Annotated in this window: 28 protein-coding genes; 6 read left to right on the top strand and 22 right to left on the bottom strand. The window is 70.2% G+C overall.

What is annotated here, in order from left to right; all coding sequences use genetic code 11:
- Positions 1-41 precede the first annotated feature (41 nt).
- On the top strand, positions 42-788 hold the full coding sequence (locus tag ACLJPY_RS29370; RefSeq protein WP_410593282.1) for an alpha/beta fold hydrolase: 747 nt from the start codon (positions 42-44) through the stop codon (positions 786-788).
- Positions 789-854: 66 nt separating this feature from the next.
- Here the strand turns inward: ACLJPY_RS29370 and ACLJPY_RS29365 are convergent, their stop codons facing one another.
- The 5 genes from ACLJPY_RS29365 to ACLJPY_RS29345 form a co-directional block, all read right to left on the bottom strand.
- Positions 855-1811 (bottom strand): N-acetylmuramoyl-L-alanine amidase, encoded by a 957-nt coding sequence (locus ACLJPY_RS29365; RefSeq protein ID WP_410593280.1) that lies wholly within the window; start codon positions 1809-1811, stop codon positions 855-857.
- 63 nt (positions 1812-1874) lie between these two features.
- A complete protein-coding gene (locus ACLJPY_RS29360) occupies positions 1875-2750 on the bottom strand; it encodes an A/G-specific adenine glycosylase (protein WP_410593279.1) in 876 nt (291 codons plus the stop codon).
- 9 nt (positions 2751-2759) lie between these two features.
- On the bottom strand, positions 2760-3701 hold the full coding sequence (locus tag ACLJPY_RS29355) for a glycosyltransferase (RefSeq protein WP_410593277.1): 942 nt from the start codon (positions 3699-3701) through the stop codon (positions 2760-2762).
- Between the two features lie 45 nt (positions 3702-3746).
- Positions 3747-4238 (bottom strand): beta-class carbonic anhydrase, encoded by a 492-nt coding sequence (locus ACLJPY_RS29350; protein WP_410593275.1) that lies wholly within the window; start codon positions 4236-4238, stop codon positions 3747-3749.
- Positions 4239-4326: 88 nt separating this feature from the next.
- On the bottom strand, positions 4327-5427 hold the full coding sequence (locus ACLJPY_RS29345; RefSeq protein ID WP_410563935.1) for a LacI family DNA-binding transcriptional regulator: 1101 nt from the start codon (positions 5425-5427) through the stop codon (positions 4327-4329).
- Positions 5428-5613: 186 nt separating this feature from the next.
- Here ACLJPY_RS29345 and ACLJPY_RS29340 point away from each other — a divergent pair, with 186 nt between their 5' ends.
- The 3 genes from ACLJPY_RS29340 to ACLJPY_RS29330 are packed head-to-tail and all read left to right on the top strand — an operon-like array spanning position 5614 to position 8240.
- The gene (locus tag ACLJPY_RS29340) at positions 5614-6507 is read left to right on the top strand and encodes a metal ABC transporter solute-binding protein, Zn/Mn family (RefSeq protein ID WP_410593273.1); all 894 of its coding nucleotides are present in this window, start codon (positions 5614-5616) and stop codon (positions 6505-6507) included.
- A gap of 2 nt (positions 6508-6509) precedes the next feature.
- On the top strand, positions 6510-7355 hold the full coding sequence (locus ACLJPY_RS29335; protein ID WP_410593271.1) for a metal ABC transporter ATP-binding protein: 846 nt from the start codon (positions 6510-6512) through the stop codon (positions 7353-7355).
- Between the two features lie 3 nt (positions 7356-7358).
- The gene (locus ACLJPY_RS29330) at positions 7359-8240 is read left to right on the top strand and encodes a metal ABC transporter permease (RefSeq protein ID WP_410593269.1); all 882 of its coding nucleotides are present in this window, start codon (positions 7359-7361) and stop codon (positions 8238-8240) included.
- A gap of 93 nt (positions 8241-8333) precedes the next feature.
- On the opposite strand, the gene ACLJPY_RS29325 is transcribed toward ACLJPY_RS29330, so the two are convergent.
- Together ACLJPY_RS29325 and ACLJPY_RS29320 are read right to left on the bottom strand one after the other, a co-directional pair.
- On the bottom strand, positions 8334-9542 hold the full coding sequence (locus ACLJPY_RS29325; RefSeq protein ID WP_410593267.1) for a DUF445 domain-containing protein: 1209 nt from the start codon (positions 9540-9542) through the stop codon (positions 8334-8336).
- Between the two features lie 40 nt (positions 9543-9582).
- The gene (locus tag ACLJPY_RS29320) at positions 9583-10755 is read right to left on the bottom strand and encodes a DUF445 domain-containing protein (protein ID WP_410593542.1); all 1173 of its coding nucleotides are present in this window, start codon (positions 10753-10755) and stop codon (positions 9583-9585) included.
- A gap of 163 nt (positions 10756-10918) precedes the next feature.
- On the opposite strand from ACLJPY_RS29320, the gene ACLJPY_RS29315 reads away from it, so the two are divergent.
- Positions 10919-11905, top strand: a complete 987-nt coding sequence (locus ACLJPY_RS29315) for a hypothetical protein (protein ID WP_410593265.1) — start codon at positions 10919-10921, stop codon at positions 11903-11905.
- 461 nt (positions 11906-12366) lie between these two features.
- Positions 12367-13017 carry a class II aldolase/adducin family protein gene (locus tag ACLJPY_RS29310; RefSeq protein WP_410593263.1) on the top strand — a complete coding sequence of 217 codons (651 nt, stop codon included), beginning with the start codon at positions 12367-12369 and terminating at the stop codon, positions 13015-13017.
- Here ACLJPY_RS29310 and ACLJPY_RS29305 read toward each other — a convergent pair.
- From ACLJPY_RS29305 to ACLJPY_RS29235, 15 genes are all read right to left on the bottom strand, one after another.
- Positions 13014-13667 (bottom strand): HD family phosphohydrolase, encoded by a 654-nt coding sequence (locus ACLJPY_RS29305; RefSeq protein WP_410593262.1) that lies wholly within the window; start codon positions 13665-13667, stop codon positions 13014-13016. The genes ACLJPY_RS29310 and ACLJPY_RS29305 overlap by 4 nt on opposite strands.
- Before the next feature lie 73 nt (positions 13668-13740).
- The gene (locus ACLJPY_RS29300; RefSeq protein ID WP_410593260.1) at positions 13741-14379 is read right to left on the bottom strand and encodes a hypothetical protein; all 639 of its coding nucleotides are present in this window, start codon (positions 14377-14379) and stop codon (positions 13741-13743) included.
- Positions 14380-14381: 2 nt separating this feature from the next.
- Entirely contained in the window at positions 14382-15395 is a 1014-nt protein-coding gene (locus tag ACLJPY_RS29295; protein WP_410563953.1) for a hypothetical protein, read from the bottom strand.
- A gap of 183 nt (positions 15396-15578) precedes the next feature.
- Complete coding sequence (locus ACLJPY_RS29290; protein ID WP_410593259.1) at positions 15579-16160, bottom strand: transglutaminase domain-containing protein; 582 nt, start codon at positions 16158-16160, stop codon at positions 15579-15581.
- 72 nt (positions 16161-16232) lie between these two features.
- Positions 16233-16838 (bottom strand): histidine phosphatase family protein, encoded by a 606-nt coding sequence (locus ACLJPY_RS29285; RefSeq protein ID WP_410593257.1) that lies wholly within the window; start codon positions 16836-16838, stop codon positions 16233-16235.
- A gap of 108 nt (positions 16839-16946) precedes the next feature.
- Positions 16947-17300 carry a hypothetical protein gene (locus ACLJPY_RS29280; RefSeq protein ID WP_410593255.1) on the bottom strand — a complete coding sequence of 118 codons (354 nt, stop codon included), beginning with the start codon at positions 17298-17300 and terminating at the stop codon, positions 16947-16949.
- A gap of 23 nt (positions 17301-17323) precedes the next feature.
- Complete coding sequence (locus tag ACLJPY_RS29275; RefSeq protein WP_410593253.1) at positions 17324-18757, bottom strand: MBOAT family O-acyltransferase; 1434 nt, start codon at positions 18755-18757, stop codon at positions 17324-17326.
- 52 nt (positions 18758-18809) lie between these two features.
- Positions 18810-19766, bottom strand: coding sequence for a 23S rRNA (guanosine(2251)-2'-O)-methyltransferase RlmB (rlmB, locus tag ACLJPY_RS29270; RefSeq protein WP_410593251.1), 957 nt, complete (start codon positions 19764-19766; stop codon positions 18810-18812).
- A 29-nt stretch (positions 19767-19795) separates the two neighbouring features.
- On the bottom strand, positions 19796-21184 hold the full coding sequence (gene cysS, locus ACLJPY_RS29265) for a cysteine--tRNA ligase (protein ID WP_410593249.1): 1389 nt from the start codon (positions 21182-21184) through the stop codon (positions 19796-19798).
- Between the two features lie 43 nt (positions 21185-21227).
- Positions 21228-21914 (bottom strand): HAD family hydrolase, encoded by a 687-nt coding sequence (locus ACLJPY_RS29260; RefSeq protein ID WP_410593248.1) that lies wholly within the window; start codon positions 21912-21914, stop codon positions 21228-21230.
- Between the two features lie 22 nt (positions 21915-21936).
- Complete coding sequence (locus ACLJPY_RS29255) at positions 21937-22332, bottom strand: PPOX class F420-dependent oxidoreductase (RefSeq protein ID WP_410593246.1); 396 nt, start codon at positions 22330-22332, stop codon at positions 21937-21939.
- Positions 22333-22342: 10 nt separating this feature from the next.
- Positions 22343-22738, bottom strand: a complete 396-nt coding sequence (locus ACLJPY_RS29250) for a PPOX class F420-dependent oxidoreductase (protein WP_410593244.1) — start codon at positions 22736-22738, stop codon at positions 22343-22345.
- A 265-nt stretch (positions 22739-23003) separates the two neighbouring features.
- Positions 23004-23471, bottom strand: a complete 468-nt coding sequence (ispF, locus tag ACLJPY_RS29245) for a 2-C-methyl-D-erythritol 2,4-cyclodiphosphate synthase (RefSeq protein WP_086848942.1) — start codon at positions 23469-23471, stop codon at positions 23004-23006.
- On the bottom strand, positions 23468-24082 hold the full coding sequence (locus ACLJPY_RS29240) for a 2-C-methyl-D-erythritol 4-phosphate cytidylyltransferase (RefSeq protein ID WP_410593241.1): 615 nt from the start codon (positions 24080-24082) through the stop codon (positions 23468-23470). Before ACLJPY_RS29240 ends, ispF begins: the two co-directional genes overlap by 4 nt.
- A gap of 53 nt (positions 24083-24135) precedes the next feature.
- Positions 24136-24627, bottom strand: coding sequence for a CarD family transcriptional regulator (locus tag ACLJPY_RS29235; RefSeq protein ID WP_004559016.1), 492 nt, complete (start codon positions 24625-24627; stop codon positions 24136-24138).
- Between the last annotated feature and the right edge of the window lie 29 nt (positions 24628-24656).

Raw genomic sequence — 24656 nt, 5'->3', positions numbered from 1 at the left:
TGGTCACGTTCTGCACCAGGGGTTTGTGGTTAGGTGGCCGCGTGCTCTGTTTCGGCGGCAGCGGCGTGCCGATCGTTCTGCTCCACGGCCTGATGGGCCGGGCGCGGACGTGGTGGCGGGTCGCGGAGTGGCTCCGGCCCTACGGCGCGGTCTACGGCCTGGACGCCCGCGGCCACGGCAACGCACCGCGCGTCGGGCCGTGGACGACCGAGCGCTTCGCCGACGACGTCGCCGAAGCGCTGCGGAACCTCGACGCCGGTCCGGCGGTGCTCGTCGGGCACTCGATGGGCGGCCTGCACGCCTGGGCGACCGCCGCGCGGCACCCGGAGCTGGTGCGCGCGGTCGTGTCCGAGGACTTCGCGCCGGACCAGCGCGGCCGGACCGTCGAGGCCTGGCGCGGGTACTTCGAGAGCTGGCCGGTGCCGTTCGCGTCGCTCGACCACGTCCGCGAGTTCTTCGGCGACGCCGGCGACTACTTCGCGGACTGCGTCGAGGAGCGCGACGACGGCTTCCACCTGGTCGCGGACCTCGAAGACCTCTACGTCGTCGCCGCCGAATGGGGCCGCCGGGACTACTGGGACGTCGTCGAGGCGATCCGCTGCCCGCTGCTGCTGGTCGAGGGCGAGCACACGGCGATGCCGCCGGGGCAGCAGGCCGAAGTCGCCGAGCGCGTCCCGGGCGCGAAGCACCTGGTGGTGCCGGGTTCGGCCCACCTGCCCCACGACGAGGCCCCGGAGACCTACCGCGGCGCCGTCGAGGCGTTCCTCAGCCGGGTCCTGAGCCGCTGAAGGCGCGCGTGAGCAGAAGGACGGCACATCGAGCGCGTCGTTGAGCCCGGCGTACCGACCTCCCGGTCACGTCCGGGCGAGGTCCGCCCGCCAGGCCGCCGCCGACCGGTCCGCGGGCACGATCAGGGGCCAGACATCGGCGCCCAGGAAGCCCGTCTCGTCGGTCACCTTGGTCGCGGTGCACGTGTCGCGAGCCAACCCGGCCTGAACGGACAAAGCGGCCACCGCGTCCTTTGTGGACTTACCGAACACCCCGTCCGCCGGGACGCCGAAGCCGGACGCGCGCAGGAACTGCTGCGCCAGCTGGACCTTCCGGCCGGTGTCGCCCGGCTTCAGCAGCGGCCACTCGGCCTCCGTCCGCGCCACCGCGACCCCGAGGACCTGCCCGACGGCCGTCCGCAGCTCGGGCAGCCGGTTGTAGAGCACCTGACCAGGGCATTCGGTCGAGTTGAAGTCGCGGTGGCCCTTGATGAACTCGGGCGAAATGCCGTATTGGTGGGCGATGTAGGCGACGAGCGAGACCAGCGAGTTCCACAGCGCGGGCGGGACGTCCACCGTGCTGTAGAGGCCCTCGTTCTCGATGCCGATGACCTCGCTGTTGTGGTTGCCGACGTTCGCGCCCTGGACGTGCTGCGTGCCGCCGCGCAGGATCTCCAGGCTGCGGTGCCTGCCCTCGGTGATGAACCCGCCGCGGCTGTTCGTGAACTGCTGGCCGCTGTCGATCCAGCCGTTCTTGTCCATGTGCAGGTTCTGGATGAACCGCGAGACGTAGTACGCGCGCGCCAGCGAGAAGTCGTCGTTCATCGGCGGGTCGACCGCGTGGTGCACGACGATGTACGTCGGTTTGTGGTTCTCCACCACGATCGTGCCGCTGGGCGGCCGGGCGCCCCAGTCGGAGGTCGGGTGGATCGTCGGTGTCGGCACGGCCGCGGCGGCCGTCCCGGTGGTCGTCATCCCCAGTGCGCCGGCCGCGGTCGCGGTCACCCCCGCTTTGAAGAGGGTCCGGCGGTCAACAGTGACCATGGGTGAAACGGTAACTCCGCACCGCGTCATTGACAACTATTGACCAACTTTGGTTGTAGTGCGTCAGTGCTCCCCCGGGAGGGCGAAGAGGCCGTCCCTGGTCTGCTCCAGCAGGCCGTCGACCAGCAGGGAGTCCAGGCAGCGGTCGCGCTGGCCGCCGTCGTGCCACACCAGGTCGAGGCGCGCTTTTTCGACCGGGCCCTCGCTGCCGCGCAGCACGTCGAGCAGGCGTCCGCGGACGTACCGGTCGGTGCCCGCGTACCGCTGCACCGGCTTGGCCGGCCCGGTGTACTCCGGGCGTCCCGCGTGCTGCCACGCGCACTCGTCGTAGATCGGGCAGTCGGCGCACTTCGGGGCGCGCGCGGTGCAGATCAGCGCGCCGAGTTCCATGATCGCCGCCGAAAACCGGGCGGCGGGTGCGTCCTCGGCCGGCAGCAGCGCCTCGACGTCGTTCATGTCCCGGGTGTTGGACGCCGGTCCGGCGTCCCCGGCCCCGTGCACCGCCCGCGCGACGACCCGCCGGACGTTCGTGTCGACCACCGGCGCCCGGCGCCCGTAGGCGAACGCGGCGACGGCCCGCGCGGTGTAGGCGCCGATCCCGGGCAGCGCGAGCAGGGTGTCCACATCGGACGGAACGACGTCCCCGTGCTCCTTCGCGATGACGCCGGCGGCCTCGTGGAGCCGCAGCGCCCGGCGCGGGTAGCCGAGCTTGCCCCACGCCCGCACGACTTCGCCCTGCGAGGACGCAGCCAGCGCCGACGGGACCGGCCAGCGCGCCATCCACTCGTGCCAGATCGGCTGCACGCGGGCGACCGGCGTCTGCTGCAGCATGATTTCGCTGACCAGGACGCCCCAGGCCGAGCAGCTCGGCTCGCGCCACGGGAGATCCCGGCCGTGCGCGGAGAACCAGTCGAGCAGTACGTCAGCGTCCACAGCCACGCCGGGAGGCTACTTCGCGTGCTTCGGCAGCTCGCGAGCGACCTCGTCCGGGGCCGGCATGGCGGCGATCTCGCCGGCGATCGCCCGGGCGGCGTCCCGGCACGCATACGCCTTCCGGGCCTGTTCGGCTACGGCGTCCGCGCTCAGCTCACCGGGCAACAGGCGCACGGCGGCACCCGCGGTGACCAGCGCCTCGGCGTTGGCGAACTGGTCGGCGCCCTGCGGCAGGACGAGCTGCGGAACGCCTGCGGCGAGCGCGCCGAGAGTGGTGCCGCTGCCGCCGTGGTGCACGACCAGGTCGGCGTGCACGATCGCCGCTGCCTGCGGTACCCAGGCCTGGGCGGTCACGTGGGCCGGCTGCGGCCCCAGGGGCACCCCGCCGGTGGCCACCACGACGCGCGTGCCGAGCGTGGCCAGGCCCTCGACGGCCGTTTCGAGCACCTCCGGGGTGCCGAACGCGGTGCCGAGGGTCAGGTAGATCAGCGGCCCCCGGAAACCGCCCGGCTCGGCGTACGGGACGGGCCGAAGCGGGATGCGCTCGGCGGTCGCGAGGAAGTCCGCGTCCTGCAGCGACGGCGGGCAGACGTCGAGGTGCACGCCACCGGCGGGGCGGTCGAACCCGATGCCGTCGGGGATCATCCGGCCGAACCCGTGCCAGAGCGCCGGGATCCCGGCGCGCCGGGCGGCCACCGCCACCTCGGGAACGCCCCACCCGGGCACGACCAGGTCCGGCCGCAGCCGCTTCAGGTCCGGCTCGAGATCCTCGGCGTAGATCTCGTAGAACGAGTCCGCGGGCCGGAACGGGTTCAGCCCGAGCCGGCGCAGCGGCGCGTGGACGTGCTCACCGGCGGCGAAGTGCACCTCGTGCCCGACGTCCCGCGCCGCGACCGCGAGCGGGACCATCGGGTACGTGTGGCCGGGCGACGCCAGCCCGGCGAAGAGGATGCGCATGCCGCTCCCATCCGGATGATTGCAACATCCGAATGCTAGCGGCCGCTACTTGACCTCGGCGAGCTTTCCGGTCTTCACGTCGTAGACGAACCCGCGGACGTTGTCCGTGTGCGGCAGGTACGCGCTCCGCCGCACGCGCTCCACCGACGTCCGGACGCTGTTCTCGACGTTGCGGAACGCTTCGACCGCCCAGGTCGGGCGCAGGCCGGTGGCTTCCTCGAGCTCGTCTTTGAAGTCGTCCTCGGTGACCATGGAAAGGCCGCACTCGGTGTGCTGCACGATCAGCACCTCGCGGGTGCCGAGCTTGCGCTGCGACAGGGCCAGCGAGCGGATCATGTCGTCGGTCACCACGCCGCCCGCGTTGCGCAGGACGTGCGACTCGCCCTGCAGCAGACCGAACAGCTCGAACACCCGGATCCGGGCGTCCATGCAGGTCAGGACGGCCACCTGCAACGAGGGCTTCGGGGACGACCGGTCACCCGGCGTCACCTCGCCGAGCTCTTGGTTGCGCTTGAGGAGGACGTCGATCGAGGTCATCGGTCACCTTCCGGCCGGTGGCGTATCCCTTCCATTCCACCGGGCGGCGGCCGAACCGGCAATGCAGTACGAGCAATGTCACGGCGGGTTAACCCCCGAACCAGGGCTCCTCGACGGTCCGCGGCGGCGCCGACGTCCGGCCGACGCGCAGCTCGGTCGGCAGGGTGATCACCTTCGGCGCACTCCGCTCGCCCGAGCTGAGCAGCAGCCTGCCGGCCGTCTTGCCCTTTTCCAGCACCGGCTGGTGGACCGTGGTGAGCCCGATCCGCTCGGCTTCGGCGATGCCGTCGAAGCCGGTCACCGTCAGGTCCTGCGGCACCCGCAGGCCGCGCCGCTCGGCCTCGGCCATGGCGCCGAGCGCGAGGATGTCCGAGGTGCAGATCACCGCCGTGATCTGCGGGTAGGCGTCCAGCAGCTGGCGGGCCGCGGACGCGCCGTCGTCCACCGTGTGGTCGAAGCGCTCGACCACCGGGACGCCGGCCCAGTCGACACCCGCCGCCGAGAACGCGGCGGCCAGCGCCTCCAGCCGGGTGCGCTGGACGTGGAAGTGCGCGCCGCTCTGCCGGGTCGCCGACACGAAGTCGTCGTTGCGCTCGCGGGCCAGCCGCATGCAGATCACGCCGACCTGCCGGTGCCCCAGCGTCACCAGGTGCTCGGCGATCTTGCCGACGGCGGCGGCGTCGTCCGGGCCGACGCGGTCGATGCCTTCGAGGCTCGGCTGGTCGATGATCACCGTCGGCACCGGCCGCTCGAGCACGGCGGCCAGGTGCGGGTCGTCGTCCGGCACGGAGTAGACGACGAAGCCGTCGACACCCGCCCGGTGCACCGCGGCGACGTCTTCGCGGCCCGGGCTGGCCGGCACCAGGTGCAGGCCGACGCCGGCGTCTTCGCAGGCCAGCGCCAGTCCTTCGAGGACACCGACGGCGGCGGGGTCGCGGAAGGCGTAGGAGAGGTTCTCGGTGAGCAGCAGCCCGACCGCGCCCGCCTTGCGCGTGCGCAGGGAGCGGGCGACCGGGTCGGGGCCGGGGTAGCCGAGGCGCCGCGCGGTCTCGAGGACGCGGCGGCGCAGTTCCGGGGACAGCTGGTCCGGCCGGTTGTACGCGTTGGACACCGTGGTCCTGGACACACCGAGCTCCGCCGCGAGCGACGCCAGTGTCGCCTGCCTCCGGGTGCGAATAGGACGGCCCATCAGCAAACCGTAACGGTTCAGATCGGTTTCCTGAAGAGACACCCCGCGTGGTCGATGTCTCGATCCGCATGCGTGGAGTCGCATACACCAAAGCGGGAGCGGACGGCGGAAAAGTCATCCGGATGGGGTAAGGTGAATCTGACAACGGTTTCCATTAGCGTCTGCGCCCCTCTCAGGAGTCAACCGATGAGTTCCCGCCGCACCAGGAGCGTGCTCGCCGCCGCTTCGGCCCTGTCCGTGCTCGCCCTGGCCGCGTGCTCCGGCGGCGGCGCGCAGTCCGGCGGGTCCGGCAAGATCGAGGTCGTGGCTTCGACGGACGTCTGGGGCAGCGTCGTGAACGCCGTCGGCGGCGACAAGGTCGAGGTCAAGTCGATCATTCACGACCCGTCGGCCGACCCGCACTCGTACGAGACGACCGCTGATGACGCGTTGGCGGCGAAGAACGCGAAGCTGCTGCTGTCCAACGGCGGCGGCTACGACGAGTTCTTCGACAAGCTCACCGCGCAGGCCGGGGCCGCGAAGAAGCTCGTCGCCTACGACATCGCCGCGACCGGCGACGAGAACGAGCACGTCTGGTACGACCTGCCGGGCGTCGGCAAGGTCGCCGACCAGGTCGCGGCGCAGCTCGGCGAGCTCGAGCCCGCGTCGAAGCAGGCGTTCACCGACAACGCCACGGCGTTCAAGGCGAAGGTCGACGCGCTGGAGAAGCAGCTCGGCGAGCTGGGCGCGGCGCACCCGGGCACGAAGGTCGTCGTCACCGAGCCGGTGGCGCACTACCTGCTCCAGAGCGCGAAGCTGACGGACGCGACGCCGAAGGCCTTCTCGGACGCCGTCGAGAACGACACGGACGTCCCGGCCGATGCCGTCAGCGCCTACAAGCAGCTGATCGCGACCAAGCAGGTGAAGGCGCTGGTCAACAACGAGCAGACCGTCACGCCGCTGACCCAGGACGTCGTCAAGCAGGCGAAGGAAGCCGGGATCGGCGTGGTCGGCGTGACCGAAACGCTCCCCGCGGGTGTGACGGACTACATTGGCTGGATGACCGGGGAAGTCGACGAGCTGGCTGGGGCGTTGAAGTAGCCATGGCACTCGTATCCGACGACTTGCGTCCGGCGGTCCGGGTCCGCGGGGCCGGCCTGGCGTTCGGTCCGCGGACCCTCTGGTCCGGGCTGGACCTCGTCGTCGAGCCGGGCGAGTTCCTCGCCGTGCTCGGCCCCAACGGCTCCGGCAAGAGCAGTTTCCTCAAGGCGCTGCTCGGCATGCAGGACCTCTCGGCGGGCTCGGTCGAGATCGCCGGTGGCCGTCCGGGCGGCGCGAACCGCAAGATCGGCTACATCCCGCAGCAGCGCGCGATCGACGAGTCGCTGACGCTGCGCGGTGTCGACCTGGTCGGGCTGGGGCTCGACGGGCACCGCTGGGGTCCCGGCCTGTTCGGCATGGCGGCCCGGCGGCGGCTGGTGTCCGAAGCGGTCGACGCCGTGGGCGCGACCCGGTACGCGAAGCAGCCCGTCGGCCGGTTGTCCGGCGGCGAGCAGCAGCGGCTGCGGGTGGCGCAGGCCCTGGTCGGCGACCCCGAGGTGCTGCTCTGCGACGAGCCGCTGCTGTCGCTCGACCTCGCCCACCAGCGCGCGATCAGCGAGCTGATCGACCGGCGGCGGCGCACGGCGGGCACGGCGGTGCTGTTCGTGACCCACGAGATCAACCCGGTGCTGCCGTTCGTCGACCGCGTGCTGTACCTGGTCAACGGCAGGTTCCGGATCGGCAAGCCGGACGAGGTCATGACGACCGAGACGCTGTCGCAGCTGTACGGCACCCGCGTCGAGGTGCTCAAGGTCGGCGGCCAGATCCACATCGCGGGCGCGCAGAGCGCGTTGTGCGAGGCGGAGCCGCACCACCACGAACACGACGTCGAAGAACAAGTGGGCTGAGTCTTGAACCTGTTCGACTTCGGCAAGACCTGGGAGCTGATCACCGAGCTCGACGGCGTTCAGACGGCGTTGCTGGCGGCGGCCATCCTCGGCCTGGTGGCCGGCGTGCTGGGCCCGCTGATCGTGATGCGGCGCATGTCGTTCGCGGTGCACGGGACGTCCGAGCTGGCCTTCACCGGCGGCGCGGCGGCGCTGCTGCTGGGCATCGGCGTCGAGTACGGCGCGCTGATCGGGGCGGTGGTGGCGGCGCTCCTGCTGGGCATCCTCGGCGCCCGCGACGCCGACCGCGACTCGGTGATCGGCGTGATCCTGTCCTTCGGGCTGGGCATGGGCGTGCTGTTCCTGTCTTTCTACAAAGGACGGTCCGGGAACAAGTTCGGCATCCTCACCGGCCAGATCATCACGATCGATTCGACGAACCTGACGTTGTTCGTGGTGTCCTCGGTGGTGGTGCTGGCGGTGCTGGCCCTGGTGTACCGGCCGCTGCTGTTCGCTTCGGTGGACCGGAACGTGGCGGTGGCCCGCGGGGTGCCGGTGAAGACGCTGACGGTGGTGTTCGCGCTGCTGGTGGGCGTCTCGACGGCGTTGAGCGTGAAGGTGGTCGGCTCGCTGCTGGTGGTGGCGCTGATGGTGACGCCCGCGGCGGCGGCGGCGCGCGTGACGGCGTCCCCGTGGAAGGCGACGGTGCTTTCGGTGGTGTTCGCCGAGGTGTCGGCGATCGGCGGGATCGTCCTGTCGCTGGCGCCCGGGCTGCCGGTGAGCGCCTTCGTGACGGCGATTTCGTTCCTGATCTACGTCGTGTGCCGGGTGCTGGCGTGGCAGCGCGACCGCCGCACCCGGGTCCGCTCGGTGGACCCGGCCCCGGACCTGGTCGCGGCGGCCTGACCCAAGCGCCCCAAAGCGGCCTTGGTTGCGTCCCACGCACCGAAGGCCACCTTGGTTGCGTCTGACGCACCGAAGGCCACATTGGGGCGCTTGTCAGCCGAGCATCAGCAGGACCTGCAGCTCGCCGACCACGAACCCGATCACCCCGCCGACCGCGATGAGCTTCCACTCGTCCTGGCGGAACGCCGGCCGCAGCAGGCCCTCGAACTCCAGCGGGGTCAGGGCCAGCATCCGCTGCTCGATCACCTTCGCCACGTCCATCGCCTCGGTGAGGTAGCCCTCGGCGTACCGGGCCGTGTCCGGCAGCTGCTCCAGCGCCTTCCGGGCCGCGGCCCGCTTCATTTCACGCAGGCGCGTGCCGCCCACCGTCCAGGCCAGCGGCATCTGGGCGTCGACCGTTTCCGACACCAGGTTCTCCACCAGGGCCGCCAGCCGGTCGGCCCGTGGGCCCCGCAGGACGGCGTCCAGGAGGTTCTGGACCGTCAGGACCTCGGTCGCGATCAGTTCGCCGTACTGCCGCGCCACCTCCGCCCGGCGGCGCTGGAACTTGCCCTGCAGGATCACCCGGCCCACCCGCACCGGCTCGCGGGGGACGAAGATCAGCTTGATCGCCAGCCAGTCCGTGCAGAGCCCGATGACCCCGCCGAACACCGGCAGGATCCACGGCTCGCGCGTGAACGCCCAGACGAGCGTCTGCACCAGACCCAGGCCGAACCCGAAGTAGACGCCCATCCGGGCGATGAACGCCATCTCCGGGCGGGACGTCTCGCGGATCAGCCGGACCAGCAGCTTCTTGTCCCGCGTCAGGCGCTGGACGGTCATGTGCTGGACGTCGAGGACGTCCTCGAGGTTCTCCCGGACGTCGTCGAGGAACTCCCGCACCAGCCGCGGCGCCGACGCCTGGACCTGCTTGATCAGCATCTCCTGGGCCAGCGTCGGCAGGACCTCCCACAGCCGCGGGTGGTGCTCGGCCAGCACCTCGCGCGCGGTTTGGCCGACCGCGCGCAGCAGTGGCTGCTCCAGCTCGCTGGTGATGATGACGGGGTCGATCCGCTCGAGCACTTCGCGCAGGTCGAGGAGGTTGGCCGTGAGCAGCTCGGTCGCGACCGCGGCCATCCGGCCGCCGTGCTTCGGCACCACACCCTGCCAGCCGAGCAGCGGCGGGATCCCGACGAACTCCAGCGGCCGGAACATCATCTCGATGGCGACGCGCTTGGTCACGTACCCGATCAGCGCGGCGATGAACGGCATCGCCGCGTACAGCGGCCAGTGCAGGGCGAGGTCGTGCAGGACAGCGTCCATTCCGGCCTCCCTCGCGGTTCCGAGATCGAAACCGTACCGGCTATCCGAGCAGGGCGAGCACCTGCAGTTCCCCGACGAGCCCGCCGATCACCGCGCCGACGGCGATCAGCTTCCACTCGTCCTGGCGGAACGCCGGCCGCAGGAGCTGCTCGAACTCCAGGGCGCTCAGCTTCTTCATCCGGTCGACGATCGTGTTGCGCACGTCGAGGGCGTTGACCGCGTAGTCCTCGGCGTACCGGATGGTCTCCGGAACTCGCTCCGCGGCCTTCGCCGCCGCCGTCTGCTTCATCTCCTGGAACCGTCTGGTGCCGACGGCCATGGCGACGAACGGCTTGACGACGCTCGCCTGCGCGTCGATCGTCTTCTGCACCTCGCGGGTGATCATCGCGAACAGCCGGTCGGACTTCGGGCCGCGCAGCACCGCTTCCAGGAGGTTGGGGATGGTGATGATCTCGCGCGCGATCATGTCGCCGTAGTCGGCGGCCACCTCGTCGCGGCGCTTCTGGAAGATGCCCTGCCAGGTGTAGAGGCCGAAGAACCGGCGCGGTTCGCGCGGCAGGAAGATCATCTTGAGGGCGAGCCAGTCGGTGAACCAGCCGATGCCGAGGCCGAACAGCGGCAGCACGACCGGCGACTTCGTCAGCGCCCACACCAGGAGCTGCACGCAGCCGAGGACGAACCCGAAGCCGATGCCGGACCGGGCGATGAACCGCATTTCGGGCCGCGAGATGTCCCGGATCAGGCGGTTGAGCAGGGCTTTGTCGCGCACGAGGTTGGTCACGACCATGTGCTTGAGGTCGAGGACGTCTTCGATGTTGCCGGCGATCTCCCGCATGATCTTGGTGATCGCCTTCGGCGCCTCGGCCTGGACGCGCTTGAGCAGCAGCTGCTGGGCGCTGTTCGGCAGCACTTCCCACAGCCGCGGCTGGTAGGTCTCCATCACCTCGCGGGTGACGTCCTCGACGACCCGCAGCAGCGGCTCCTCGATCTCCTTCGCCACCTCCGCCGGGTCGAGCCGGGCGAAGATCTCCTTCGGGTCGACGAGGTTGGTGGTGAGCATTTCGGTGGCGGTGGCCGCCATGCGCTCGGCGTTGGCCGGGAGGACGCCCTGCCAGCCGAACGGCCGGACGCCAACGAACTCCAGGGGCCGGAACATCATCTCGATGGCGACGCGCTTGGTGACGTAACCGATCAGGGCCGCGATGAACGGCATGGTGACGTACACCTGCCAGTGCGTGCCGAAGTCCACGCGGCGAACGGTAGCGGCTCGGGCCGCCACCAGCGCGGAATGCCATGCGTCACGGGGGGTTGCCGAAATCGTGATGCATCCGTTTGGCGGTACGTCTTCACGGACCCCCGCTCATTAAGGTGGCCCGATGGTCGCGCCTGAGAAGCCCCAGTCCGCCCCGAAGACCGCCCAGTTCGCCGTGGGTGTCCGCGGCTACAACCAGCGTCAGGTCGACGAACGCCTCGCCGAGCTGAACAAGGACCTGCGCGAGACGTCCCGCAGCCGCGACGAAGCCGTCGCGACGTCCGCGGACCTCACGAAGGCCCTCGCGTACGCGCAGAAGGAGCTGGCCGAGACGAAGGCCGCGCTGGCCAGGATGAGCTCGAGCCCGTCCGGCGCGGGCGCGATGGCCGAGCGCGTCCGGATGATGATGCAGCTCGCCGAGGAGGAGATCGCGGACCTGCGGTCGGCGGCCGAGGCGGACGCGGCCTCGACCCGCGACCAGGCGGACAAGTACGCGCACGAGACCCGCCGCACGGCCGACAAGCTGGCGAAGGACGCGGAGGAGGACCGCGCGCGGCTGCTGTCGGAGGCGCGGGCCGAGATCGAGAAGCTGAACGCGGCGGCGGGCGCGAAGAGGGTCGAGCAGGCAGCGGCGGCCGAGCGAGCCCGCAAGGAAGCGGACACGGCGGCGGAAGCCGCGGCGGCGGCGGTGCGGGAGGAAGCGGACCGGAAGGCCGCGGAGGAGCTGGCCGCGCGGAAGAAGGCGTTCGAGGAGGAGTTCGCGCGCAAGAAGGCGGAGACCGAGGCGGCGTTGGAGTCGGCGCGGTCCCAGCAGGCGGCGGCTGATCAGGCTCGGAAGCTGGCGTTCGAGTTGAGGGCGAAGGTTGCGGAGCGGATCGCGGCTACGGATGAGGCTGTGAAGGAGGCGATGAGGCTGTTGGCGCCGGTTGAGGGGGATGCTCCGGCCGCGGAGAAGCCTGCTTCGGCGGTGAAGGCGGGTGGGCCGGCTTCCGCGGCGGGTTCGGCTGGGCCGGCGGGCTCGGCGGGTTCGGCGGGCGGTGAGCGCAAGCCGGCTCCGGCTCCCAAGTCCGCGGCTGGTCCTGCCTCTGCTCCTTCTCCGGCGAAGGCGTAGTTATCCACATCGGGTTGGGCTGTCCACAGATTTTCGGAGTGGGCGTTTTTGCAGGCCAGGGCCGGTAGACTGGAACTGGGGACGCCCCCCGGAGAGGGTGGGGGCTGGTCTGGTGGGGGCGGCCCGGGCCGCAAAGCGGTGTTCGAAACCCTCCACCCCGAAGCCTGATTGTGACTACGGACGGTGGCGCCGCGTCAAGGCGGGAAAGCGTGCCTTGACCCGGCACCACCGTCCGTGTTTTTGGCTTCGTATCGGGGTGGCGGGGGAGGTCTGGGTGGGGACGCCGGTCGTGCGTCCGCGTGCCGGTTGTGCACCTGAATCTCGCGTTCGTTGTCTGCCGGGCACCACTCTGGGTGGGCCGAGGTCGGACCGAATCCCCCGGGTGGGTGGGTGGCCGACACTCACGGGTGACTGGCAGTCTGCAAAGCACTGCTGATCAACCCACGAGACGGGACCTGTGCATGATCCTCGAGACCGAACGGGCCGCCGTCTGTGCCTATGCGCGGCGGATGGTCGGGGATGGCCTTGTCGTCGGTACCTCCGGCAACGTCTCCGTGCGGGGTGGGGACCTCGTTGCCGTCACGCCCACCGGGGTTGCCTACTCGAGCCTCACCCCCGGCGATATCCCCGTCGTCGATCTCGGGGGGCAGGTTGTCGATGGCTCGCTCAAGCCGACCAGTGAACTGCCGATGCACCTGTCCGTGTACTGGGACGTCCGGGACCCGGACGGGGAGCCCGTCAGCGCCGTCGTGCACACGCACTCGCCGCACGCCACCGCCGTCTCCACGCTCGTCCGGGAAGTTCCGCCGATCCACTACATGGTTGCCGCCATCGGACCCTCCGTGCGCGTTGCGCGCTATGCCACCTATGGCACGCCGGAGCTCGCCGCCGCCGTGCTGGAAGCGCTCGACGGGCGGCGGGGGTGCCTCATGGCCAACCACGGCACCCTCACCTACGGCGACGGCCTCGAGGCCGCCTACCACCGCGCGCAGCAGCTCGAGTGGGCCTGCCGCGTGTGGCTGCTCGCCCAGAGCGCCGGGCGCCCCGGCCTGCTGCCGCCGGCCGAGGTCGCCAACGTCGTCGAACGGCTTCGCGGGTACGGGCAGGGCTAGGACGCGACCGCGTCCAGGAGCTCGACCACCGTCGGGTCGTCGACCGCCTCCTTGATGCACTGCCACAGCTGCAGGTTCGCCGTCGCCCAGCGCGAGTACGTCGCCGCCGCCTCCGGGTTGTAGAAGTAGTAGCCCTCGTCGTGGACGTCGCACTGCTCGCCGACGATCTTGTGCGCCAGCTCGCGCAGGCTCAGGCCGTTTTCGCGCAGGTACCGGTGCGCCAGCACCACCGGCGTCACCGGCAGCGCCTTGAACAACGTGTCCGCGTCGCTCAACGCCTGCGCTTCCAGCGAAATGTCGCGGCCGCGCGTGGCCATTTCCGCTTCGTCGACGATTTCGTCGATCCACCGCGCGATCCGCGGCGGAACGCCGCACTCGGCGAGGATTTCCAGCCGCAGGCTGCTCCCCGCCGCGGCGGGCGAGTTCCGGAGCACCAAGTAGTTGACGTCGTGCACGAGCGCGGCCGTTTCCACCACCGCCTCGTCGGCCCCGTTGTGGCGGGCGAAACCGACCGCCTTCGCGCGGACGAAACTCACGTGGTGCCAGCCGTGGAACTGCAGCCGATCGGCGTACTGCCGGCAGAGCCGGTGGACCCGGTTCTCGACGGCATCGACGATCACGTGGTCGATCGTGCTTTCCTGCGTGCGCATACACCTCTCCCATCCCGGCCGTGGTGTTCAGACGGGTGGAGTAATGGTAAGCGCCGCTGACGCCGGTGTGTAGCTAGATGCGGTCGGCCAGATCCCCCAATCGGACCTCCACCGGAACGTGACGATGCCCGATTCCGCTGGCCGGGTCGAAAGAGAGGCTGAAACTGCTCACCGGGCGTGATTTAACGAGGAAAGTCATCGTGCCGGTGCCGGCTTCGGGGATCCGGTGGAATTCGTGGGCCAGCATGGTGGCGCAGGCCCCGGCCGCGCACCGCGTCCGGCGGCGCAACCGCGCGGACGAAATCAGCCCGGTGTCGCCGTCGATCGTCGTCTCGTACCTTTCGTGCAGGTAGTCACCACGGAGGATCGTGGTGCAGAAGTGGTACCTGTGGTTGTGCACGGAATCCGCGTACCCCTCCCGCCAGTCCTGCTGCGCCTTGTATTCGTGCAGCCAGAAGGAAAACGGGTCGGCCGGCGAATCGAGCAGGCACCAGGCGAAGTGGGTGGTCGTTTCCCGGGACGAGCGCAGGACTTTGGTGGCCTGCGCCGCGGACAGCGCGCGGAGCTGCGTGCGCAGCTCCTCCCGCAGGCCGGGCTGGGCGGCCCACGGCCGGAACCAGCCGTCGACCGCGCGCCAGTCCGCGGCGAGCGGGAAACCGGCGGTGCGCAGGCGCGTGGCCAGTTCGGAAAGGGGGGACAGGCGGGTGAGCAAGGTCAGCTCCCTAGCTCGGCGACTGCGGAGAACTCCGCGCGGAAGGCGTGGAACTTGCCCTCCAGCTCGCGGAACTGCTCCTCGGACAACGGGGATCCGGTGATCTTCTCGAACAGCGCCAGGAAATCCGTCCGCGTCGTCGCGGACGTGATGCGGAAGTGGCGGCCGGTCCGGGACTGCGAGACGCGCAGGAATTCGGCGCGTTCCATGTTGTACAGGAAGGAACCTTCGGTGAACCGCAGGGACCGCGGGTACAGCTTCGTGGCGCCGCGGACGTCGCTGTAGAGCGACACCCAAACGCTGTCGTCGAACAGCTCGAGCCGGTCCAGCGGCGGATCGGCGACCACGGTGATGTCGACCGACGCGCACCGGCTGCGCGCCAGGAAGAGGCCGACGAGCCCGATCCTGATCTCTTCTTCGAGCCGGGTCTGGATCTGCTCGTAGTCGACGTCGGCCGCCTCACGGCGCAACAGGTAGCGGGCGCGCCCGCTGATCGAGTTCGCGTCGCGCGGATCGGCGATGACGGCCCGCAGTTCCCGTTCGGTGCGCGAAAGCAGCAGGCGGGCGGCCGCGTGCCGCCCGGAGAAGCCGCGGAAGAAGTACTGCCGGGTCGCGTCGAGGTCGGCCATCAGCGCGCGGTTGAACGCGGGGTCGGGATCGGTCGTCGCCTCGAACACGTCGGTGGGGAAGAACTCCTTGTTCAGCGCGCGGTATTCGGCGCTCAGGTCCTCCAGCGCGCGCCGGCTTTCCTCGATCACCGGGGTCACAAGCGCCTGCTGCGAGGCGCTGGCGGTGATCAGGGTCTGGCCGAACCCGACGATCGCGGAGATCAGGGTGCCGGTGCCCAGCGACGTCACCAGGTTCTTCCCGGTGCCGGGATCCATCAGGCCGGCGATCCACAGGCTCAGGCCGGCGACCACGACGAGCACCGTGAGGAGCAGGCTCGTCCTGGTCCAGAAGATCTCCTGCAGTGGGGTACGGCGGAGGCGTCCGCCAGCCGCGGCCACGTGCTTCACCTCCCTCGAACCACTCGAACGGACGAACGCGTAAAGTGTCTGTTCGAGCGCGGGGAGTCACTTTACGCGCCTCGCTGGGTGTGCGAAATAAGAAGTTCGGGGGACAAGACTGACGGACAGACGTCACTCTCGGCAATAATTCACCGGGTCGGCCGGTTTTCCGAAAATACCGGAAAACCATGATCAAAGCGTGGTCGGCAGCCCGTTTTCGTACCAGCCGGGACCCGGCTCGGCCGTCATCAGGAAGTCGACGACGACCGGTGCCGGGGCGGGGTGGATCTCCGGGTGGTCGCGTTCGCCGCGGGCGGGGTCGACCGGCCAGGCCAGTTTCTCCGCATCGAGCGAAAACTCGCCGCGCGCGCCCGTGCGGTTGCCGCGGGCGTCGAGCCGCGACCACTTGCCGTGCAGGTACACGGCATTCAGCCCGTGCAGCGCGGAGAGTTCCTGGTAGCAGAACCCAGCGGGGATTCCTTGCGCCCGCAGCAAAGCAGCGAGCAGGTGCGCCTTCGCGTGGCAGATCCCGACGCGCTCGCGCAGGACGTCCGACGCCCGCCAGGTGACCCGCGGATCACCGGCGTCGATGACGTGTTCGACCTCGTCCCGCACGAAGAGGAACGCGGTTTCGGCGCCGGTGACGGGATCCCCGCTGTCGCGGCGCCAAGCGCCGGCCAGCGCGCGGATCGACGGGTGCTCGTGGTCGACGACGGCGTCGGCGGCGAGGTAGTCGCTCAGCCGATCGGAGGTGGGCGTTGGGCCGGGGTCCATCCACGCATCCTGACAGGTGCGGCCATTCGGGCGAGACCGGTTTTCGGCGTGCCCACGCTCCGCGTTCGTCGACTACGGAATGTAGAAATCGGGCGGGAAGCCGGTCCAGCGCAGTTCGGCGGGCAGGTGGCTGAGGTCGTTGTAGGTCAGCAGCGCGGCGGGCCGCCCGGGCGAGTACTGGAGAACGGTGAGCCCGGCGTTGGCGTGGCTGAAGGTCAGCCACCGCCACGGCGGCGCGTCCTGCGCGGCGCGGACGAGCCACCCGACGAGGAAGTTGTGCGTGACGACCACCTGGTACCGCGGCTCGGACCCCGGCACGGGCCCGCTGAACCGCCGTTCGGCATCGGCGGCGAGCTCTTCGTCGGCGGGCGGGAACTGGCGGGCGAAGGCGAGCAAGAGGTCACCGGAGGTCTCCGGGAGCTCCTCGCGCTTCGGCAGGTAGGGGACGAAGTCGCCGGCGGATTCATCGACGTGGATGGGCACGCCGGGCAGCTGCGCGGCGATGAGCTGGGCGGTCTCGGCGGCGCGCGGGAGGGGGCCGTGGTGGATCGAGGTGACGGGGACGTCACGCAGGCGCAGGCCGAGGAGGACGGCCTGCCGCTGGCCGGCTTCGGTGAGTCTCCCGTTTGGACCCGCTTCACCGTGACGGGTGAGGAAGAGGTACCGCGTGGTCAGCACGGGGTCAGGCTTTCACGGTTGCGCCGTTCGGGTGAGCTGGTTGAGCATACTGAACTGGTGAGCGAGCCCGGTCGAGAGCGACCACGAGACCGGATTGCTGCGGCGAAGTCAGCCGATGGGAACGAGGACGCCTTCGGGTCGCTGGCTGGGGGCGAACTGGGCGACCAGACGCACCGGCGCGGGGTGCGGTGACAGGACGAGCGAGGCGAACGGGGTGATCGTGTAGTCGTGGCCGCTGTTCGTCTGGAGGTGGACGCTCACGTGGACGTTGCGGTCGGCCGGGATCTCGAAGGAGACCGAGCCCCAGGTGACGATGTACTGGCGGCCGTCGACGCTGGCGATGGGGGCGTAGGCGCGGACCGTGTGGCCGAGGTGGGGGATTTCCACGGTGAGCAGGCGGCGGGGGCCGTTGTGGTGGTCCACGTACGGGATCACGCCCGGGGTGCTGGACAGGTCGGTCACGTTCTCGTCCTCGGGGCCGTTGCTCAGAACTGGTAGTACAAGAACGGGCTGAAGGTTCCCGTGGCGATCAATATCGCCGCGTACAACAGCCCCACCGTCATCACGCCGATGCGCAACGCCGTTGCCGGGCGGCTTCGGGATGACTCCAGCAGCGGGCCCGTTACCGGGTGGGCCGGGAGCAGGAACACCGCCAGTGCCGCCAGCAGCAGGACCAGGCGCTGGTTCGTGAACGCCTGCTCGACCCCTGTGCCGAGGCCGTCGAAGTCGGGGATCAGCATGTGGCCGACCATCGAGAGCGCGTGGCCCAGGTCCGGGGATCTGAAGAACACCCAGCCGAACACCACCAGGAGCATCGTCAGGGCGCGGCGGAGGTGGCGCTTCCAGGGCTGGGTTGGGTTCAGGTCCAACGCGAAGCGGCGCTCGATCACCAGGAGCGCTCCGTGGTAGCAGCCCCACACCAGGAACGTCCACTGGGCTCCGTGCCAGAAACCCGTCAGGACGAACACTATGCAGAGGTTCCGGTACGTCTTCGCCGCTCCCTGGCGGTTGCCGCCCAGGGGGATGTACACGTAGTCGCGGAACCAGCGGCTCAAGCTCATGTGCCAGCGGCGCCAGAACTCCGTGATCGTCACCGAGGAATACGGGCGGGCGAAGTTCTCCGGGAGCCGGAAGCCCAGCATGCGGCCCAAGCCGATCGCCATGTCCGAATAGCCCGAGAAATCGAAGAACAGCTGGAGCGTGTAGCCGATCGCGCCCAGCCAGGCCGTTGCGAACGTCAGCTGGTCCGATGGCACCTTGAAACACGCCTCGACCAAGGGGCTCAGGGAGTCCGCGATGATCGTCTTCTTGCACAGGCCCAGCGCGAACCGCGGGAAGCCCGCCGCGATGTCGTCGAGCCGGTGCGACCTCAGCTGGGGGAGCTGGTCGGCGATCTCGCGGTAGCGCACGATCGGGCCCGCCACCAGCTGCGGGAACATCGCGATGTACGCCGCGAACGACACCGGGTTGCGCAGCGCCTGGCGCTCGCCCCGGTAGATGTCGACCACGTACGAGATGTGGTGGAACGTGTAGAACGAGATGCCGATCGGCACCACCAGGCTCGCCACCGGCACGCTGCCGCCGAACCAGTGCGCCACCGCCGCGATCTGCTGCGTCGCGAACCCCGCGTACTTCCAGATCAGCAGCACCGCGACGTCGAGCGACACCACCGCGATCAGGATGCGCCGCCGCCGGACGCCGTGGACGTCCCACGGGCTCGGGGCCAGCAGCGGGCCGGCCAGGAAGTTGACGACCATGCAACCCAGCAGGAGGAACACGAACGCGCCGGCGCCGATCGTGTAGAACAGCAGGCTGCCGACCGCGATGATGCCGTTGCGCCACGTCCGCGGGCACACCAGCACGGCGATGAGCACCGCCGGCATGAAGTACCACAGGAAGAGCGGCGAAACGAACGACATCGGGTCCCCTCGGTCTATCCGACCGTGACCTTAACCCGACTGGGTGGCGGTGTCAGACCCGCCCGGCGGCACGACGGCGCCGCGCCACCTCCGCGAGCAGCACCCCCGCCGCCACAGAGGCGTTCAACGACTCCACGCCCGCGGCCATCGGGATCGACACCGTCGCGTCGCACGTCTCGCGCACCAGACGGGACAGGCCGCGGCCCTCCGAGCCCAGCACGATGACCAGCGGGTCGGCCGCGAGTTCCAGCTCGTCGATGTCCACCGAGCCGTCGGCGTCCAGGCCGACCAGCATCAGGCCGTCGTTCGCCCACGCCTTGAGCTGGCGGGTCAGGTTCGTCGCCACCGCGATCGGCAGCTTCGCCGCCGTGCCCGCGCTCGTCCGCCACGCCACCGCGGTCATGCCCGCGCTGCGCCGCTCCGGCAGCAGCACGCCGTGCGCGCCGAACGCGGCTGCCGAGCGGATCACCGCGCCCAGGTTGCGCGGGTCGGTGACGCCGTCGAGCGCGACGAACAGCGGCACCTCGCCCGAGTTCCGGGCCACCGCCATCAGGTCGTCCGGGTGGGCGTACTCGAACGGCGGGACCTGCAGGCCCAGGCCCTGGTGCACGGCCCGGTTCGTCTTGCGGTCCAGCTCCTCGCGCGGGATCTCCAGGATCGAGATGCCCTTGTCGCCGGCCAGCCGGACGGCGTCGTTGACGCGGTCGTCGATCTCGATGTTCAGCGCGACGTACAGCGCCGTCGCCGGGACACCGGCCCGCAGCGCCTCGACCACCGGGTTGCGCCCGGCGATCAGCTCCGGCTTGTCGGCCTTCTTCTGCCGGGCCGCGTCGCGCTTGGTCTGGGCGTTCGCCTGGCGGTAGGCCTTGTGCCCGGGGCGGTCCTCCGCCTTCGGGGTCGGGCCCTTGCCTTCGAGGGCCTTGCGGCGCTGACCGCCCGAGCCGACGACGGCACCCTTCTTGGTGCCCGTCTTGCGGATCGCGCCCTGGCGCCGCGAGTTGCCTGCCATGGTGAAAGTTTCCTTGCTTTGTAACGAGATCAGTCGGACTTCACAGTCCACTGAGGACCGTTGGGGGTGTCCTCCACCACGATGCCCGCCTGGGAGAGGCGGTCACGGGCGGCGTCCGCGCGGGCGAAGTCCTTCTCGGCGCGGGCCTGCTGGCGCTCGGCCAGCAGCCCTTCGACGATCCGGGCCAGCGCTTCTTTCGTGGGCGTTTCGGAACCGCCCGCCTCGGACCAGCGCGCGGACAGCGGGTCGAGGCCGAGCACGTCGGTCATCGCGCGGACGGCCGCGGCGAATTCGAGTGCCTTGGAGGTGTCGCCCGCGTCGAGGGCGGCGTTACCGTCCCGGACCGTGGTGTGGACCACGGCGAACGCCTGCGGGGTGGCGAGGTCGTCATCGAGGGCGTTCGCGAACGCCTCCGGGACGGTGCCGACGCCGACCGGGCCCGACTGCGCCGCGCGGCGCAGGAACGTCTCGATCCGCCGGTAGCCCTGCGCGGCCTCGGACACCGCGGCGTCGGAGTACTCGATCGTCGACCGGTAGTGCGGCTGGACCAGGTAGTACCGCAGCTCCGGCGCCCGGTAGCGCTCCAGCATCGCGGGGATCGACACGGTGTTGCCGAGCGACTTCGACATCTTCTCGCCCGACATGGTCACCCACGCGTTGTGCAGCCAGAACCGCGCGAACGCGTCGCCCGCCGCGTTGGACTGGGCACGCTCGTTCTCGTGGTGCGGGAAGACCAGGTCGATGCCGCCGCCGTGGATGTCGAACTCATGCCCGAGGTACGCCGTCGCCATCGCCGAGCACTCGAGGTGCCAGCCCGGCCGGCCCTGCCCCCACGGCGTCGGCCACGACGGCTCGCCCGGCTTCGCGCTCTTCCACATGGTGAAGTCGCGCGGGTCGCGCTTGCCGCGGGTCGGCGTCTCGCCCTGCTGGACGTCCTCGAGGACCTGGCCGGAGAGCTTGCCGTACTCGTCGAACGACTTGACCGAGAAGTAGACGTCGCCGTCCGCGACGTAGCCGTGGCCCGCCTCGATGAGGCGTTCCATCAGCTCGACCATCTGGGTGACGTGCCCGGTCGCGCGCGGGTTGATCGACGGCGGCAGGCAGCCCAGCTGCTCGTACGCGGTCTCGAAGGCGCGCTCGTGCGTCGCGCCCCACTCCCACCAGGGCCGCTCGTGCTCGGCGGCCTTGGTGAGGATCTTGTCGTCGATGTCCGTGACGTTGCGCACCAGCAGCACGTCCAGTCCACTGTGGACGAGCCAGCGGCGCAGGACGTCGTAGTTCAGGACGCCGCGGACGTGCCCGATGTGCGGCACGCCCTGCACGGTGGCCCCACACACGTAGATCGACGCCGTTCCGCTACGGACGGGGTGGAACTCCCGCACGCTCCGGGTCGCTGTGTCGAAAAGGTGAAGGGCCACCCTCAGAGAGTACGGGGTCGGGCGTGAGCGACGTCGCAGGCCCTCACGCCACCCCGTGCGTGCGCAACGCCGTGAGCAGGGCGTCCGGCCGGTCGGCCGTGGGCAGCGGGTCGACCAGCGCGAACTCGCAGCCGAGCGCGCGGGCGCCGCCGTCGGCCTCCTCGCTGTCGCCGACCATCAGCGTCTCGGTGGCCGGGACGCCGAGGGCGCCGACGGCCTTGCGGAAGATCTCCAGCTCCGGCTTGATCGCCCCGACCTCGAAGGACAGCACGAACTCGTCGACGTAGGCGTCCCACCCGCGCGCGGTGAAGGCCGGCCGGATGTCGAAGGCGATGTTGCTCAGCACCCCGACCTTGAGGCCCCGCTCGGCGACGGCCTTCAGCGCGGCTTCGGTGTCCGGGTACGGCGTCCACTGGCTGGGATCGATGAGCCGGTCGTAGAGCGCCTTCGCTTGGTCGGCGCGCGGGACGCCGGACTTCTTGAGCACCTCGAGGTACACCTTCCGGTGCAGCGCGGGATCGCGGTCCCGGTGGTGCCAGGCGTGCAGGTGCTCGGCGTCGAGCTCGACGACCTGCCCGACCGGGGCGGTCATCCGGCGCATGAGCTCGGCCTGCGCCTCGAGGTCGAGCGGGTCGCCGTCGTGGTCGGTCAGCTCGGTGAGCCAGGTTTCGTCCTGCTCGAGCCGGAACAACGTGCCGGAGAAGTCGAACAACACCGCCCTGATCGTCATGGGTTTCAGCCTAACGGGACCTTCAGGCCGAATGCCCTGTGATGTGTTCGGGGACAACGCGCACGAGCACGCGCACGACGTCGGCCGGCTCGGGCGGGAAGTCCTGGCCGACGTACTTGCGGGAGAGCTCGTCGATCAGCTCGCGGCCGCCCTCGGCGGTGACCTCGGCGCGCCCGCGGATCTCGACGTAGTTCTCCGGATCGGCCAGGTCGAAGACGGAGACCGACACCCGCGGGTCACGCCGGATGTTGCGCTCCTTGCGCCGGCCCTGGACGGTCGCGAAGACGACGGTGTCCCCGTCCCGGCGCGCCCAGACGACCGAGCTCTGCGGCGAGCCGTCGGCGTTGGTCGTGGCGACGACGGGGTAGTTCTTGCCGTCGAGCAGGGCCTTGGTGGCCTCGTTGAAGGTCGCGGTCATGGTCTGGACCCTATTTGACGTTCCCGGCGATGTGCTGGGTTTTCAGGCGCACGACCACCCGCTGGACGTCGGCGCCCTCGGGCGGCGGGTCCTGGGCGAGGTACTTGTGGCTGAGCGTCTTGGGGAGGGTCTTGTCCGGGTCCGGGGTGATTTCCACGGTGCCGCGCAGCTGGGTGTGCCGGTAGGGGTCTTCGGCGTCGGTGATCGAGACGCTGGTGCGCGGGTCGCGGCGCAGGTTGCGGACCTTCCGGCGGTCCTCGGTCGCGCTGAAGACGAGTTCGCCGTCGTCGAGCCCGATCCAGACGACGGAGGTCTGGGGGCTGCCGTCCGGGTCGAGGGTGGCGACGGTGGCGAAGTTCTTGCCGTCGACCAGGGCGCGGACGGCTTCCGGGAGCGTGAGGGACATATCACGGCGAACCGGCTCGGGCAGGCGGCTATTCCGCTGCCCGCGGTGCGGTCGCCGGGAGCTGAGCGCCGATCGCCGCCCCGGAACCGACCCCCACCCTCTCCGGGGGACCGGCCCCGCTCCAGTCTATCGGGCCGGTCTGACAAAAGCGGGAAAGCTCACATCCTGCGCCGGGCTTGTCCACATTCGCGGCAGCCTGTGGACGACTCGACGGCCTGGTCACCGCGGCAGTGGGCCGGGTGCGACGAGCGCCACAGAGGCGGACCTACTCCGCCGCCAGCAGCAGTGCCGTCGCGAAGGCGGCGATGCCCTCCCCGCGACCCGTCAGCCCCAAGCCGTCCGACGTCGTCCCCGACACGCTCACCGGGCCGCCCACCGCTTCCGAGAGCACCTTCTGGGCCTCGTCGCGGCGCTTGCCCACCCGGGGCGCGTTGCCGACGATCTGGACCGTGGCGTTCCCCACCCGCCAGCCCGCCGCCTCGATCAGGCCCCTGACCTCGGCCAGCATGTCCGTGCCGTGGGCGCCGTCCATGCGGGGGTCACCCGTGCCGAACACCGCGCCCAGGTCGCCGAGGCCGGCCGCCGAGAGGAGGGCGTCGCACAGGGCGTGGGCTGCGACGTCGCCGTCCGAGTGGCCCGCGCAGCCGTCCGCGTCGGGCCACCGCAGGCCCGCCATCCAGCATTCGCGGCCCGGCTCGATCGGGTGGACGTCGACCCCGTTGCCGATCCTCACAGCGTCTCCTCGTTCTTCGGTGCCGCCGCGATCGCCTCGGCCAGTGACAGTTCGAACGCGCTGGTCACGCGCATCGCGTCCGGGTGGCCCGGGACCGTCGCCGCGCCGGCGGGGACGAGGTCCGGCTGGAAGGCTTCGAGCGCGTAGCCGACCGGTGTCTGGAGCGTGCGCAGGCGCGCGCGGTCCTGCGTGCCGACGATCAGCGAAGCCGCGTCGGTCACCTTCACCGTGTCGGCCATGGGGAGGACCGGGACCACCACCGGCGAGCCGTCGCGGACCGCAGCGATCACGTCACTCACCGTTTGCGCAGGAATGAAGGCCCGCAGCGCGTCGTGGAGGAGTACAACTGAGTCACGGGAAAGTTCGGGCTCGACGGCGGCGAAGGCCTGCCGGAGCGTGCCGGGCACGACCCGGCAGCCGAGGCCGCCGACCGCCTCGGAAAACGACGACGCACACCGCTGGGGGGCCGCCACGAGCACCAGATCGATCTCCGGTACTTCGAGCAGCCCCCGCACGGTGTGCGTGAGTAGCGCGTCACCATGGACCGGCGTGAGAGCGAGCTCCCCGTCGGAGGCATGATGTGCGACGGTCACGATCGCGACGACGTTCATCGGTACGCGATCGTAGAGGCACCCGCCCGCCCGTCGAGCGGGATGCCCGGGCTTCAGACCGTCGCGGTTTCCAGAACTTCGTCGAGGAGGACCTCAGCCTTGTCCTCGTCGGTGCCCTCCGCGAGCGCGAGCTCGCTGACCAGAATTTGCCGCGCCTTCGCCAGCATGCGCTTCTCACCGGCTGAAAGTCCGCGGTCCTTCTCTCGCCGCCAGAGGTCGCGCACCACTTCGGCCACCTTGTTCACATCGCCGGAGGCGAGCTTCTCGAGGTTGGCCTTGTACCGACGAGACCAGTTGGTGGGCTCTTCGGTGTGCGGAGCACGCAGAACGTCGAAGACCTTGTCCAGTCCTTCTTGCCCGACGACATCGCGGACGCCGACGATTTCGGCGTTGTCTGCGGGCACGCGAACCGTGAGATCCCCTTGCGCGACCTTGAGGACGAGGTACTTCTTTTCCTCGCCCTTGATCACGCGGGTCTCGATGGCTTCGATGAGTGCGGCACCGTGGTGCGGGTAGACGACGGTCTCTCCGACCTTGAAAACCATGTGTCCTCTGCCCCTTTCGCTGACTCCAT

This window comes from Amycolatopsis sp. lyj-23 (assembly GCF_046549135.1).
Lineage (GTDB): Bacteria > Actinomycetota > Actinomycetes > Mycobacteriales > Pseudonocardiaceae > Amycolatopsis.
Note: the sequence above shows the minus strand (reverse complement) of the source record. Positions and strands in the feature narration are given on the sequence as shown.